The sequence below is a fragment of the Saccharopolyspora sp. NPDC002376 genome (assembly GCF_053593195.1).
The window spans coordinates 23,363-37,007 of record NZ_JBSFBZ010000009.1; the positions used below are offsets into that span (position 1 = coordinate 23,363).

A 13,645-nucleotide genomic window follows, 5' to 3' on the forward strand; every position below is an offset into this window, starting at 1 on the left:
GAAGGACCACACCTTGCTCCAGCAATTGCTCCACGGCATGCTCGCCGCGGTCGCCTACGGGGCGATCGGCGTGGCGATGATGGCGCTCGGCTACGGGCTCGTCGACCTGGCCACGCCGGGCAAGCTGCGCGACCTGATCTGGGTGCAGCGCAACCCGAACGCGGCGCTGCTGCTGGTCTCCGGCCTGCTCGGCGTCGGGATCATCCTGACCACGGCGATCGCCGCCAGCTCTGACGATCTGGTCGCCGGGCTCGTCGGCACTCTCGCCTACGGCCTGCTGGGGCTGATCCTGATGAGCCTGTCGTTCCTGCTGATCGACGTGATCACCCCGGGCAAGCTCGGCGATGAGCTGTCCACCCCTGACCTGCACCCGGCCACCTGGGTGTCGGCGGGTTCGCACCTCGTGATCGCGGTGATCATCGCCGCGGCGATCTGGTGACCGAGACCGCCGCCGAACCGGACGCCGCGCCCAGCAGGCCGCGCGGTCGGCTCGCCCGTACCGCCGTGCTGGTGGCGGTGTTCGTCTGCGCTGCTTGCGGTCTGGTCTATGAGCTCGCACTGGTCGCGCTGGGCAGCTACCTGATCGGCGACACCGTCGGGCAGGCGTCGATCGTGCTGTCGCTGATGGTCTTCGCGATGGGCGTCGGCGCGCTGGCGGCGAAACCGTTGCAGCGCTGGGCAGCTGAGGCGTTCGCGACCATCGAGCTGCTGCTAGCACTGCTGGGCGGGCTCAGCGTGCTGCTGCTCTACGCGGCCTTCGCGTGGCTGAGCCTCTACACGCCGGCGCTGATCACGACCGCGCTGGTGCTGGGTGCGTTGATCGGTGCGGAGATCCCGCTGCTGATGGTGCTGCTGCAGCGGATTCGGCGTCAGGACGCCGGTTCCGCGGTCGCGGACCTGTTCGCCGCCGACTACGTCGGTGGTCTGGTCGGCGGGCTGGCGTTCCCGTTCCTGCTGCTGCCGCTGTTCGGCCAGGTGCAGGGCGCGCTGGTGGTCGGCATGGTCAACGCCGCGGCCGGTATCGCGTTGGTGCTCACGGTGTTCCGCCGCGAGCTGTCCAAGCGGGCGGTGCTGCTGCTGACCGGAGCGTCGGTGCTGGTCGGCGGGGTTCTGGTGGGCGCGTACGTGTTCGCCGACGACTTCGAGGTCACCGCGCGGCAGGCGCTGTACGCGGACCCGGTGGTGCACGCCGAGCGCACGCCTTACCAGGAGGTCGTGCTCACCGAATCGGCGTCGTTCAACGGAACTTCCGATACCCGCATGTACTTGAACGGCGATCTGCAGTTCAGCTCGATGGACGAGTACCGGTACCACGAGGCGATGGTGCACCCGGCGATGGCGGGACCCCGGGGTCGCGTCCTGGTGCTGGGCGGCGGGGATGGCTTGGTGCTGCGGGAAGTTCTGCGCTACCCCGACGTTCGCGAGGCCACGCTGGTGGAGCTCGACCCGGCCGTCCTGCGGCTGGCCCGCACCGATCCGCGAGTGTCCACTTTGAACGAGCACGCCTTCGAGGACCCGCGGGTTCGCACGGTCTCGGAAGACGCCTTCACCTGGCTGCGCGAGAACCGCGACCGCTACGACGTGGTGCTGGTCGACATGCCCGACGCGGACTCCACGGCCACCGCGAAGCTGTACTCGACGGAGTTCTACGGCCTGGTCCGCCACGCGATGGCCGACAACGCGCGCGTGGTGGTCCAAGCGGGCTCACCGTTCTTCGCGCCGAACGCGTTCTGGTGCATCGAGTCGACCATGCGCGCGGCCGACCTCCGCACCGTCCCGTACGAGGTGACGGTCCCTAGCTTCGGCGAATGGGGCTTCCACCTGGCCTCGGCGTCACCCGGTGACGCAAGTTCAATGGAAATCGGACGTCCGATCCCCATTGAACTTGCGGGCCCCGAGGCCGCACGGAGCTCCTTGGCCTCGCCAGGAGCGCCGGAACTCCGCCTGCCGCAGGACGTTCCACCCCTGCGTTCCCTGGACGAACCGACCCTGCGCGCTGCGGCGACGTTCCCGCCGGACCGAACCCGAATCTCCGGCATGGAACCGTCGACCCTGATGCACCCGACGATCCTCCAGCACGCCCAAGGCGAGTGGGACAACTACTGACCCGGGCTCCCGGAGGGGGACCACAGTTTCAATTGAAACTGTAAAACCCAGGCACGGGGATTCACAGTTTCAATTGAAACTGTAGATGTCACGGGCCGAACCAGCGCTCTTCGGCGGAGCGGGGCGGGGCGGAAGTGCTGCCGGTGATCAGCTGGGTCTCCAGCTGGATGTGGCGGGGACGGCCCGGCTCGCTGGTCTCCAGCAGCAGGCGACCCGCCGCCCGGCCCTTCTCCAGCCACGGCTGGCGCACCGTCGTCAGGCCCACCCGCTCGGCGTCCGGGATGCCGTCGAAACCGGTGATCGTCAGGTCTTCCGGAACCCGCAGACCGCGGTTGCGGGCCTCGCTGAGCGCACCGAGAGCCAGTATGTCCGAGGTGCACACGATCGCGGTGATGTCCGGGTCGATCTCCAACAGCTGAGCCGCCGCCGACGCGCCGGACGCCGTGGTGTGGTCGAAGCGCTCGACGACCGGGACTGTCGTCCAGTCGACGCCGGCTTCGCTGAACGCTTCCGCCAGCGCGGTCAGGCGGGCCTTCTGCACGTGGAAGCTGGCGTTTGCCTGCCGCTGCACGGGTGCGGGGCCGTCGTTGCGGCCGCGCGCCAGGCGCATGCAGAGCACGCCGATGCGGCGGTGGCCGAGTCCGATCAGGTGGTCGGCCACGCTCTTGATGGCCTTGCGGTCGTCCGGGCCGACCCAGTCGACGTTGTCCAGCCGCGGTTGGTCGCAGACCACCACCGGCACCGGGCGCTCGAGCACCGCGGCCAGGTGCGGGTCGTCCTCGGGGACGGAGTAGACGACGAAGCCGTCCACGCCGGCGCGGTGCACCGCGGCGACGTCCTCGCGCTCGGGGCTCGCCGGGATGAGGGTCAGGCCCTGTCCGGCGTCTTCACAGGCCAGTGCCAGTCCTTCGAGGAAGCCGACGGCGCCCGGATCGCGGAACGCGTAGGAGAGGTTCTCGGTGAGCAGCAAGCCGACCGCACCCGCTTTCCGGGTGCGCAGGGAACGCGCAACCGGGTCCGGACCGGGGTAGCCGAGGCGGCGAGCCGTCTCGAGAACCCGCTTGCGCAGCTCGGGTGAGAGCTGGTCAGGACGGTTGTACGCATTCGAAACCGTGGTCCGGGAGACCCCGAGTTCTGCAGCGAGCGAAGCGAGCGTCGCAGGCCGCCGGGCATTCATTGACCGCGCCATGGAGGAACCGTAACGGTTCAGTACCCCTCGGTGAAGTGAGCATGATGCAGATCCCACTCATGTTCGAGTCCCGAACGCGGAGCGACGCAGTGTGATGACGCAGAGAGTTGGTTCATTCGAGGGGATGACCTTTGGTGTTGGACCGGTTACGGTTTCCGGACCGGTTCAGTGAAAGGTGCGTCACACATGGCTGAGGTTGCATACGTCAACGCGTCGCGCGTGTACCAGGGGAATCCGCCGGTCAGGGCCGTCGACCAGCTGGAGCTGGACATCGCCGACGGCGAGTTCCTGGTGCTGGTCGGACCGTCCGGTTCGGGCAAGTCGACGGCGTTGCGGATGCTCGCCGGCCTGGAGGACGTCGACGAAGGCGGCATCACCATCGGCGGCACCGACGTCACGCACACCCCGCCGAAGAACCGGGACATCGCGATGGTGTTCCAGTCCTACGCGCTGTACCCGCACATGACCGTGGCCGAGAACATGGGCTTCGCGCTCATGCTCCGCAAGACGCCCAAGGCCGTCATCAAGGAAAAGGTCACCGAAGCGGCGCGAATGCTGGACCTGGAGAAGTACCTGGACCGCAAGCCCAAGGCGCTCTCCGGCGGTCAGCGGCAGCGCGTCGCGATGGGGCGCGCGATCGTCCGCGAGCCCAGCGTGTTCCTGATGGACGAGCCGCTGTCGAACCTCGACGCCAAGCTGCGGGTGGAGACCCGCGCGAACATCGCCGCGCTGCAGAAGCGGCTGGGCACCACCACCATCTACGTCACCCACGACCAGGTCGAGGCGATGACGATGGGGCACCGGGTGGCGGTGCTCAAGGACGGTCTGCTGCAGCAGTGCGCCAGCCCGCGCGAGCTGTACGAGAACCCGGCGAACGCGTTCGTGGCCGGATTCATCGGCTCGCCCGCGATGAACCTCAAGACGGTGCCGCTGACCAGCGAAGGGGCGGTGCTGGACGGCACGACGGTCCCGCTGTCGCGTCAGACGCTGGCCGCTGCGGACGGCCTGGAGAAGGTGACCTTCGGCGTGCGGCCGGAGGCGCTGTCGCTGGTTCCCAGCGAAGACGACGGGCTGGACATGACCGTCGAGCTCGTCGAGGAGTTGGGCGCGGACGCGCTGATCCACGGCGCCATCGACATCAACGGTTCCCAGGAGCGCTTCGTGGTCCGCACTGACGGCCGCACCCCGCCAGCGCTGGGGCAGCAGGTCAAGGTGGCGCTGCGCGACCACAGCGAGGTGCACCTGTTCCACCCGGAGACCGGAGCCCGCCTGGCTGCCTGACACGCCGAGCGCGAACCCCGACGGCTGACGCCCCCGCAGGTCCGTCCTGGCGGGGGCGTCTTCGCGTCTCAGGGCGGCGCTCGGGGTGGGGAATAACCCACTCGGTGGAGTGTTGCAAGGCGACGTGCTTAGACTGTAGTTGACAACGGTTTCCGTTACCGTTCGCAGTAAGCCGTCAGCCTGCTGCGCAAGACTGATCACCTAGGAGTGCGGTCGATGACCTCTCGCAGTCGCTCTGCGTCCACCGCCGTGGCCGGACTGTCCGCTGCCACCCTCGCGCTGACCGCCTGCGGGACTGTAGGACCGACCGCGCCCGGACCGGACGACAAGATCAAGGTCGTCGCGTCCACCAGCGTCTGGGGCAGCGTCGCGCAGGCCGTCGGCGGGGACGCCGTCGAGGTCGAGTCGATCGTCAGCGACCCCAACGCCGACCCGCACTCCTACGAGAGCACCCCGCAGGACGCCGCGAAGGTCACCGACGCGCACCTGGTGGTGTTCAACGGCGGCGGCTACGACTCGTTCATCGAGCAGATCCTCCGCAGCAGCGACCAGAAGCCCACCGTGCAAGCAGCCGCCGACGAGGGCGAGCACGCCGAGCACGACCACGGACACGCTGGTCACGACCACTCGGTGAACGAGCACGTCTGGTACGACCTGCACGTCGTGCACCAGGTGGCCGACCAGATCGCCGACGAGCTCGGCAAGCTCCAGCCCGGCAAGGCCGAGCAGTTCCACCAGGCGGCCGGGCAGTTCGAAGCCGAGGTCGAAGCGCTCGAGGGCAAGGTCGGTGAGATCGCCAAGGCCGACAACGGCAAGCCGGTGATCGTCACCGAGCCGGTCGCGCACTACCTGGTCGAGGCCGCCCAGCTGCGCGACGTCACCCCGCAGTCGTTCGTCAACGCCATCGAGGCCGAGTCCGACCCGTCGGCCGCGGCGGTCGCCGAGATCCAGAACGCGATCAACGGCAAGCAGGCAGCGGCGGTCGTCTACAACCCGCAGACCGAATCGCCGGTCACCCGCAACGTGCGCAGCGCCGCCGAGCGGAACCAGATCCCGGTCGTGGAGATGAACGAAACGCTGCCGGAGGGCAAGACCTACGTGCAGTGGATGGACAACCAGATCACCGCGCTGCAGAGCGCCCTCAACCAGAATCGCTGAGGCATGACCGCCAAATCCGAGACCTCGCAGGCCATCGCGCCGCCCACCGCTCCTGCGGTGCGGCTGCAGGACGCTGCGCTCTCCTACGGCAGCCGGACCCTGTGGTCCGGGCTGGACCTGGAAGTCGCTCCCGGCGAGTTCCTGGCCGTGCTCGGGCCGAACGGTTCCGGCAAGACCAGCCTGCTCAAGGTGCTGCTCGGCCTGCAGTCGCTGAGCGCGGGCAGCGTGGAGATTGCCGGCGATCCGGCGCGCCGCGGCAGCAACCGGATCGGCTACATCCCGCAGCAGCGGGCGCTGGAAGCCACCGTGACCGTGCGCGGCAGCGACCTGGTCGGGTTCGGGTTGGACGGGCACCACTGGGGCGTCGGGTTCGGCAACCGCCGCGAGCGCAAGCGCCGGGTCGCCGCCGCGCTGGAAGCCGTCGAGGCGACGCCGTACGCGCGGATGCCGCTGGGCCTTCTCTCCGGTGGTGAACAGCAGCGGCTGCGAGTGGCTCAGGCGCTGGTCAGCGACCCGTCGGTGCTGCTGTGCGACGAGCCGCTGCTGTCGCTGGACGTCGCGCACCAGCGCAAGGTGAGCCGGTTGATCGCCGACCAGGCGCGTCGGGCCGGGGCCGCGGTGCTGTTCGTGACGCACGAGATCAACCCGGTGCTGCCGCTGGTCGACCGGGTGCTCTACCTGGTCGACGGCCGGTTCCGGGTCGGTACCCCGGACGAGGTGATGAACTCGGCGACCCTGTCCGAGCTGTACCGCACCGACATCGAGGTCGCCCGCGTCGGCGGTCGGCTGGTGGTCGCCGGTGCCGACGACCACGACCACCACCACGTGGAAGAGGCTGACGAAGCGTGAACGCGATGACCGAGGCGCTGAGCAAGCTCTTCGACTTCAGCACGATGGTGAACCTGCTCGGCTACCCGTTCGTCCAGCAAGCGCTGCTGGCCGCCGCGGCGCTCGGCCTGGTGTCGGGCTGCCTGGCGCCGCTCGTGGTGGCGCGCAAGATGTCCTTCGCCGTGCACGGCACCGCTGAGCTGGCCTTCACCGGTGCTGCGGCGGCGCTGCTGGTCGGCGTCAGCGTTGGTGTCGGCGCGCTGGCCGGTGCCGTGGTCGCGGCGTTGTTGCTGGGGTTGCTGGGGCAGCGCGGTTCTGAGCGGGACTCGGTGATCGGCGCGATCTTGTCGTTCGGTCTGGGTGTTGGCGTGCTGCTGCTGTGGTTGAACCCGGAGCGCACCGCGAACAAGTTCAGCCTGCTCGTCGGCCAGATCGTCGGGGTGGACTCGACCGACGTCCTGCTGCTCACGACCAGCGCGGTGCTCGTTCTGGTGGTGTTCGGCTTCGTGTACCGGCCGCTGCTGTTCGCCAGCGTCGATCCCGATGTCGCGGCTGCGCGCGGGGTGCCGGCACGGGTGCTGACCCCGCTGTTCGCGGTGCTCGTCGGCGTGGCGACTGCGCTCGGCGTGCACACCGTCGGCGCGCTGCTGGTGCTGGCGCTGATGGTGACGCCGGGTGCTGCGGCGGCCCGGGTCACGGCCAGCCCGCTGAAGGCGACCGTGCTGGCCGTGGTGTTCGCCGAGTTCGCAGTTCTGGGTGGCATCGTCCTGTCGCTGGCCCCGGGAGCCCCGGTGAGCGCTTTCGTCACGATCATCTCGTTCGTGATCTACCTGGCCTGCCGGGTCATCGGCAAACGCCGCCTCAACCGCCTGACCCGAACCCCGGTCACCGCCTGACCCGAACCCCAGCCACCGCCTGACCCGAACCGCAGCCACCACCCGGCCGAGTGGACTTGTCGCCAGCGGGACCACAGTTTCAATTGAAACTGTGATCCGCCGTGGGTGGGATTTACAGTTTCAATTGAAACTGTGATCCCGGCGCCGTTGCCCAGGCGTGTCGGGTGCCGGACACACCGACGCCTGTGGGCAAGTCCGGTCGCCTGTGGACAACTTGCGGGAGTCTGAGGTTGGTGGGTCGAATGGCGGTGGGGCCTGTGGTGGCACAACCTGGCGCTCGTGGGGGCTCGGCGGAAAGTGCTGATCAACCTGGTTGCCACGGTTGGGGCCGTGGTGGTGTGCACCGCCGTCTACTACGCGCTGCCGATCGGCGAGTTCGGGCGGACGGGGACCATCGGCGCGATCGTGGCCTTCGGCGCGGGACTGCTGGTGATCTCGAGCTTGGTCCTGGTCGAGGTGTACCGGTTCCGGGGCGACCGCGGGCATTCGATCGTGGGCGTGGTGGCGGCGCTATACCTGGCGGTGCTGTTCTTCGCCGCCGTCTACTTCGTACTCGCTCGCTACGAGCCGGATGCGATCGCCTCGCTGCGCACCAGGACCGACGCGCTGTACTTCTCCCTGTCGATCACCAGCACTGTCGGCTTCGGCGACGTGCACGCGATCTCCCAGCTCGCCCGGGCGGTGGCGGCCTTCCACATGGCCTTCAACATCGGCTTCCTGGGCATGGCGGTGGCGGCCCTGCGGACCAAGGCAAACCGCTCCTGACCTGAGTCAGGCGAGGCCCAGGTACCGGCGTTCGTTGAACTGGATGCCCGCGCAGGAGGCTCCGAGGTCGTGGCCGATCCGCTCGATCACGTCCGCCAGTTCCAGGCGGGCCAGCCAGGGGCGGGGGAGGACCGCTGTGCCGTGGCGGGCACCGAGGATGGCTCCGGTCAGGGCCGCGGTGGAGTCGCTGTGCCCGGAGTGGTTGGCCGCGAGCCGCACCGCGTCCGCGAACTGCTCCGGCTTCGGCAGGGCCAGCGCGCAGTAGACGCCGATGGCCAGCGCTTCCGGGCCGATCCAGCCCTGTCCCAGGCGTTCGATGTGGCCGACGCTGGCGCCGAGCCGGGCCAGCGTCGCGGCCTCTGCCAGCGCGCTCGCGGTCTCGGCGTCCTCGCGCAGCACTCGTCCGGCGGCCTGGTCCACGGCGGCCGGCAACTTGCGGTCCTGGACCGCGACCAGGTGCACGATCAGCGCCATCGCCCCGGCCGAGGCCCAGCCGCCGACGCCGCCGTGGGTGAGCGCGGCGCACTGGCAGGCCAGCTGGTAGGCCATCTCGCCGCTCGGCGCCAGGCCGAGGGGCGCGCTGCGGTCGACCCCGCCGCAGCCCTTCGAGCTGTTGCGCGGCCGGTCCGGAGTGCCGAGCTCGGGTTCCTGGAGTGAGCGGAGGCTGGTCAGGCCGGGAGCCCGGCTGGCGTACAGCTCGGGCTCGGCCAGCAGACCCGTCGCGCCGGCCTGCGGCTTGTCCTCCTGCTGGGTGATCAACCACCGTTGGTAAGCGGCTGCGGTCGACTCGACCGGGCGCCAGGGGCCGCCGTTGTTGCCGGTCGTCCAGGCGTGCAGGAAGCCCTCGCCGGTGAACAGCGTCATCTGCGTGGCGTCGCCGAGCAGCGCTTGAGGTGGTGGTTCGGACACTCCGTCCTGGCCGAACTCGGCCAGGATGTCGTCCAGCTGCGCGTACTCGACCGGGCTGCCGATGGCGTCGCCCAGAGCCCCGCCGAGCAGGCAGGCCACCGCGCGATCGACCACTGTGGATGGTGTGCGCACGGGTGGGGCTCTCCTTCCGCAGTGTCCTCGTTCGGGTGATCGACGGGCCAAACTTTACTTGGCGTGTTCATCGGCGGGGAGACGTTTGTCGTCAACGGCGGGTCGTCGCGGATTGCATCCAGGTCCCACCGTGCATTCCTCCATTGAGGTGAGGGCTGCTCGGCATTCCGGCCGCCTGCATCGACTCCTCGTTACGGTGTGTCGGCCCCGAGGTGAGGTTCGCCAGGGGTGTGGACTCGATGTGGACCTTGGTCGAGACTGTCTGAAGGCTCAACGAAACATGAGCGAGAATCGGATTAGGAGATGATGGCGCCGCACGACAGACCGAGCGGAGCACCGGTCATGGGATTCGAGTTCCGCGTGCTCGGTCCGCTTGAGGTGCTCGTTGATGGCGTCGCGCGCCCGATGGGCAGCGTCCAGGTCCGCGCTCTGCTCACCTGCCTGCTGCTCGAGCCGAACCAGATCGTGTCCATGGACCGGCTGATCGACACCACCTGGGAGCACGACCCGCCGGCCACCGCCCGCACCATCATCCAGGGCTACATCTCCCGCCTGCGCAAGCTCTTCGGCGCAGGTGAGCCGGACGGTCCCAAGATCGTCACCCGCCCGCCGGGCTATCTGCTGAGCGTCGACGCCGAGCGCATCGACGCGCACCGCGCCCGCGCCCTGATCAACCGCGCGCACGGCCTCGACCCGGCCGAGCGCTCGCGCGTGCTGGGCGAAGCTCTGAGCTTCTGGCGAGGTCCGGTGCTCACCGACATTTCCAGCAGCCGCCTGTACCAAATGGTCGCGCCGAACCTGGACGAGTTGCGGCTGCTCGCGCTGGAGGAGCGCGTCGACGCAGACCTGGACCTGGGCCGCCACCACCAGCTGGTGCTGGAGCTGTCCACGCTCGTCGACCGGTACCCGCTGCGCGAGCGCCTGACCGGGCAGCTGATGCTCGCCAGCTACCGCGCCGGGCACCGAGCCGAAGCACAGGCCAAGTTCCACGAACTGCGCCGCAGGTTCTCCGACGAGCTCGGCCTGGACCCAGGTCCTGACCTGCGCAATCTCTACGAGCAGGTGCTCCGCGACGATCCGGCGCTGCGCAGCCCGCAGCACCGCTCGGAACCGGCACTGGGCATCAAGCGCCCCACTCCGGCCGAACTGCCCCCGGCCCCGGCCGGATTCGTAGGTCGCCGCCACGAGCTCGGCGAGCTGGACCGGCTGCTGGCCGAGCGTGAACGCGGCTCCAGTCTGCTCGCGGCGCTCACCGGGATCGCCGGCGTCGGCAAGAGCGCGCTCGCGCTGACCTGGGCGCACCGCGTCGAGCACGAGTTCCCCGACGGCCAGCTCTACGCCTCGCTGCGCGGCTACGACTCCGAGCGCGAACCGCTGAGCCCCGGCGAGGCGCTGACCAGCATGTTGAAGGCGCTCGGCGTGGCAGCCGATGCGATCCCGGTGGAGCTGGACGACCGTGCTGCGCTGTACCGGTCGCTGCTGGCCAAGCGGCGGGTGCTGGTGCTGCTGGACAACGCGCGCGACTCCGAGCAGGTCCGACCGCTGCTGCCGGGCAGCGCGGAATCGCTGGTGCTGGTGACCAGTCGACGGCGGCTGGACGGGCTCGTGGTGCGCAGCGGCGCGACGGTGCTGCCGCTGGAGACGCTGCCCACCGCATCGGCGATCGAGCTGCTGGACCGTGCGGGCGTGCCGGGCAAGTCGGCGTCCGAGCCGGTCGCGGCGGCCGAGCTCGCGGAGCTGTGCGGCGGTCTGCCGCTGGCGTTGCGCATTGCCGCGGCGAGGTTGGCCGCGAACCCGGCGCGCGGGGTGTCGGATCTGGTGCACGAGCTCACCGACGAGCGAAATCGCCTGCACGCGCTGGACATCGACGACGACGCGGACACCAGCGTGCGCCGCGCCTTCGACATCTCCTACCGAAGCCTGCACCCGGTGCACGCCGAGACGTTCCGGCTGCTCGGCCTGGTGCCCGGCCACACCTTCACCGCTGACGCCGTCGCGGCCCTGTGCGACACCGATCCGCCCAACGCGCAGCGCCGGTTGCGGACGCTCGCGCTGGCGCACCTGGTCGTCGAGCCGGAACCGGACCGCTTCGCCATGCACGACCTGCTGCGGGTGTACGCCCGTGACCTGCTGGTCGAGTGCGACGACACCGGTCCGCTGCGCCGGCTGCTCAACCACTACCTGGCCGTGGCCGACCACGCGCGCCGCTTCCTGCGTCCGACGCGCGACGAGCTGAACTTCGTCAGCGCGATCCGCCCGCCCGAGATCAACGACCGCGCCCAGGCGCTGGACTGGTTCGACGCCGAGTGGCCGAACCTGATCGCGGCGGTCCGGGCCGCCAAGGCGCGAGGCATGCACGATTTCGCCTGGCAGCTGGCTCGGCTGCAGTTCAACTACCTGATGGTGCGCTGTCCGTGGGAGGACTGGATCCGCCTCTACACCGACGGGCTGGACTCCGCGCGAGCGGCGGACGACCCGACCGGCAAGGTCCTGATGTCGGCTGGGCTGGGCGTGGCACACTCGCGGTTCGGGCAGCTGGACGAGGCGCTGGCCCACTACGACGAGTCCTACCGGGTCGCGGTGGCCAACGACGACGCGTCGCGGCGGGCGATGACGCAGATCAACATGGCCAGCGTCCTGTTCCGGCTCAAGCGCTACGACGAGGCGAAGGCGCACTGCCAGGACGCGCTGCGCGTCTACCGATCGCTCGGCGACAGCTACTTCGAGGCCGGGGCGCTGAACAACCTCGCCATGGTCGAGCAGATCAACGGTGAGCTGGAAGAGGCGCTGGCGCACCTGCGCGAGGCCGAAGCGCTCTACCGCGCCGCCGACGACCTGGACACCTTGGCGATGGTGCTGAACAACTGCGGCGAGGTCTGCATCGAGCTCGGCTGGCTCGACGACGGCGAGCGCTACCACCACGACGCCCTCGACGTCGCGCTGAAGTGCGGGTCGGCGATGCGGCAGGCCTCGGCCTACCTCGGGCTGGGCGACACGGCACGCTGCCGCGGTGACCTGGCGGTGGCCCGCACCAGGTGGGAGACGGCGCTGGCGATCTTCGAGGCGGAGGGTTCGCCGCGCGTGGCCGAGGTGCAGGAACGGCTGGACGCGTTGGCCACGCCCGCCTGATTGATTTGCTCGCGCTGTCGGGATGCCGCCCCTAAGATGAATTTTCGGGAAACGCGCCGGTGGGGGTTTCCGCGCGACCGGATTCGCAAGCGTTTAGCGCGCATTTAGCCGCTGTGCAGCGCCCGCTGGGACTTTGTGTTCAGTGCGGATCAAGCCGTGCGAGGTTCGCACTGACGGGCGGCTCTGGGGGGGAGTCCAAGGGGGGATTGTCGCCCGGTCGCCCCGGTCGTCCTTTCGAGGTCGACCGGGGCGGCCGCTAGGGGGGCGGAAGCATTCGGGACGCCTCCCGAATGGACGATGGGGGTGAGTGCGGGCTTTCGGCCGAACGGGTATGCATGCCGGAGGTCCGCACTTCGTCCTATCCGCAGGTCATTTCGCAGCGGTCAGCTTTTCCAGTTGCGGGCGCTTGGGCCCGCGGCCGTCTCCGCTGGACACCCCGCGCAACCGGCGACCGATCCACGGTGCCAGGTACTCCCGAGCCCACTTGATGTCCTCGGCGCGCTGGGTCCGCCACGACGTCTCCGCCGCATCCGGCCACGGCTCGCGCCAGTCCTCACCGGTCTCCACGCCCAGCGCCTCACAGGCGCGCAGCGCGACTCGGCGGTGGCCGTCGGCCGACAGGTGCAACCGGTCGTCGCTCCAGGCTCGCGAGTCCCGCAGCACGCGCATCGACCACAGGTCCAGCACGTAGCAGCCGTGCCGGTCCGCGATGGAGCGCAGGTGCGAGTTGTAGGTGCCAACCTTCCCGCGGACGTGGCGCAGGATCGGCGTTTCGGTGGTGTCGAAGCCGGTTCCGATCAGCACGTCGATGCCCGCGGCGCGCAGTTCGGCGACCGCGGGTTCGAAGAGCTGCGCCACGGTGTCCGGGTCGCTGCCGGGGCGGATGATGTCGTTGCCGCCGGCGGTGAACGAGACCAGGCCCGGCCGCAGCTCGATGGCCTGCGGCACCTGGTCGTCGACGATCTGGCGGATGAGCTTGCCGCGCACGGCCAGGTTCGCGTAGCTCAGGTCGGGGTTGTCCGCGGTGAGGTGCTCGGCGACCCGGTCCGCCCAGCCCCGGAACGCGCCGTTCGGCCGGGCGTCGTCCAGGCCTTCGGTGAAGCTGTCCCCCAACGCGACGAAGCTGTCCCAGCGGGCCGAGCCGGCGCTGCGCTGCGTTGCCATGTCAACTCCTTCCCGGTGATTCCTCCCGCCCACGCGGTGATCCGAGAACAACAGTGGCGTTCGAATCTCTACCTACGCCACCGTCGGT

At 69.6% G+C, this 13,645-nt stretch carries 11 protein-coding genes; 8 read left to right on the plus strand and 3 right to left on the minus strand.

Going from position 1 to position 13,645, the window contains the following annotated elements; translation table 11 throughout:
- Positions 1–13: 13 nt before the first annotated feature.
- Together ACWCO2_RS09055 and ACWCO2_RS09060 are read left to right on the plus strand one after the other, a co-directional pair.
- Positions 14–439 carry a DUF350 domain-containing protein gene (locus ACWCO2_RS09055; protein WP_450127175.1) on the plus strand — a complete coding sequence of 142 codons (426 nt, stop codon included), beginning with the start codon at positions 14–16 and terminating at the stop codon, positions 437–439.
- Positions 436–2,106, plus strand: a complete 1,671-nt coding sequence (locus tag ACWCO2_RS09060) for a polyamine aminopropyltransferase (RefSeq protein ID WP_450127176.1) — start codon at positions 436–438, stop codon at positions 2,104–2,106. Before ACWCO2_RS09055 ends, ACWCO2_RS09060 begins: the two co-directional genes overlap by 4 nt.
- Before the next feature lie 88 nt (positions 2,107–2,194).
- Here ACWCO2_RS09060 and ACWCO2_RS09065 read toward each other — a convergent pair whose 3' ends face one another.
- Positions 2,195–3,295, minus strand: a complete 1,101-nt coding sequence (locus tag ACWCO2_RS09065) for a LacI family DNA-binding transcriptional regulator (protein ID WP_450127177.1) — start codon at positions 3,293–3,295, stop codon at positions 2,195–2,197.
- A gap of 186 nt (positions 3,296–3,481) precedes the next feature.
- On the opposite strand from ACWCO2_RS09065, the gene ACWCO2_RS09070 reads away from it, so the two are divergent.
- The 5 genes from ACWCO2_RS09070 to ACWCO2_RS09090 all read left to right on the plus strand — a co-directional run bounded on the left by ACWCO2_RS09070 (position 3,482) and on the right by ACWCO2_RS09090 (position 8,223).
- Positions 3,482–4,576 (plus strand): ABC transporter ATP-binding protein, encoded by a 1,095-nt coding sequence (locus ACWCO2_RS09070; protein ID WP_450127178.1) that lies wholly within the window; start codon positions 3,482–3,484, stop codon positions 4,574–4,576.
- A gap of 216 nt (positions 4,577–4,792) precedes the next feature.
- Positions 4,793–5,734, plus strand: coding sequence for a metal ABC transporter solute-binding protein, Zn/Mn family (locus tag ACWCO2_RS09075; protein WP_450127179.1), 942 nt, complete (start codon positions 4,793–4,795; stop codon positions 5,732–5,734).
- 3 nt (positions 5,735–5,737) lie between these two features.
- Complete coding sequence (locus tag ACWCO2_RS09080) at positions 5,738–6,583, plus strand: metal ABC transporter ATP-binding protein (RefSeq protein WP_450127180.1); 846 nt, start codon at positions 5,738–5,740, stop codon at positions 6,581–6,583.
- A gap of 17 nt (positions 6,584–6,600) precedes the next feature.
- Positions 6,601–7,458, plus strand: a complete 858-nt coding sequence (locus tag ACWCO2_RS09085; RefSeq protein WP_450127278.1) for a metal ABC transporter permease — start codon at positions 6,601–6,603, stop codon at positions 7,456–7,458.
- Between the two features lie 279 nt (positions 7,459–7,737).
- The gene (locus ACWCO2_RS09090; RefSeq protein WP_450127181.1) at positions 7,738–8,223 is read left to right on the plus strand and encodes an ion channel; all 486 of its coding nucleotides are present in this window, start codon (positions 7,738–7,740) and stop codon (positions 8,221–8,223) included.
- Between the two features lie 6 nt (positions 8,224–8,229).
- Here ACWCO2_RS09090 and ACWCO2_RS09095 read toward each other — a convergent pair whose 3' ends face one another.
- Entirely contained in the window at positions 8,230–9,264 is a 1,035-nt protein-coding gene (locus ACWCO2_RS09095; protein ID WP_450127182.1) for an ADP-ribosylglycohydrolase family protein, read from the minus strand.
- A gap of 342 nt (positions 9,265–9,606) precedes the next feature.
- On the opposite strand from ACWCO2_RS09095, the gene ACWCO2_RS09100 reads away from it, so the two are divergent.
- Entirely contained in the window at positions 9,607–12,393 is a 2,787-nt protein-coding gene (locus tag ACWCO2_RS09100) for an AfsR/SARP family transcriptional regulator (RefSeq protein ID WP_450127183.1), read from the plus strand.
- Between the two features lie 369 nt (positions 12,394–12,762).
- Here the strand turns inward: ACWCO2_RS09100 and ACWCO2_RS09105 are convergent, their stop codons facing one another.
- The gene (locus ACWCO2_RS09105; RefSeq protein ID WP_450127184.1) at positions 12,763–13,557 is read right to left on the minus strand and encodes an SGNH/GDSL hydrolase family protein; all 795 of its coding nucleotides are present in this window, start codon (positions 13,555–13,557) and stop codon (positions 12,763–12,765) included.
- Positions 13,558–13,645: the final 88 nt, after the last annotated feature.

Excerpts from the sequence above, each read along its gene's own strand:
- ACWCO2_RS09070 (WP_450127178.1), top strand. The coding sequence starts at position 3,482 with ATGGCTGAGGTTGCATACGTCAACGCGTCGCGCGTGTACCAGGGGAAT.
- ACWCO2_RS09080 (WP_450127180.1), top strand. The coding sequence starts at position 5,738 with ATGACCGCCAAATCCGAGACCTCGCAGGCCATCGCGCCGCCCACCGCT.
- ACWCO2_RS09105 (WP_450127184.1), bottom strand. The coding sequence starts at position 13,557 with ATGGCAACGCAGCGCAGCGCCGGCTCGGCCCGCTGGGACAGCTTCGTC.
- ACWCO2_RS09065 (WP_450127177.1), bottom strand. The coding sequence starts at position 3,295 with ATGGCGCGGTCAATGAATGCCCGGCGGCCTGCGACGCTCGCTTCGCTC.
- ACWCO2_RS09075 (WP_450127179.1), top strand. The coding sequence starts at position 4,793 with ATGACCTCTCGCAGTCGCTCTGCGTCCACCGCCGTGGCCGGACTGTCC.
- ACWCO2_RS09100 (WP_450127183.1), top strand. The coding sequence starts at position 9,607 with ATGGGATTCGAGTTCCGCGTGCTCGGTCCGCTTGAGGTGCTCGTTGAT.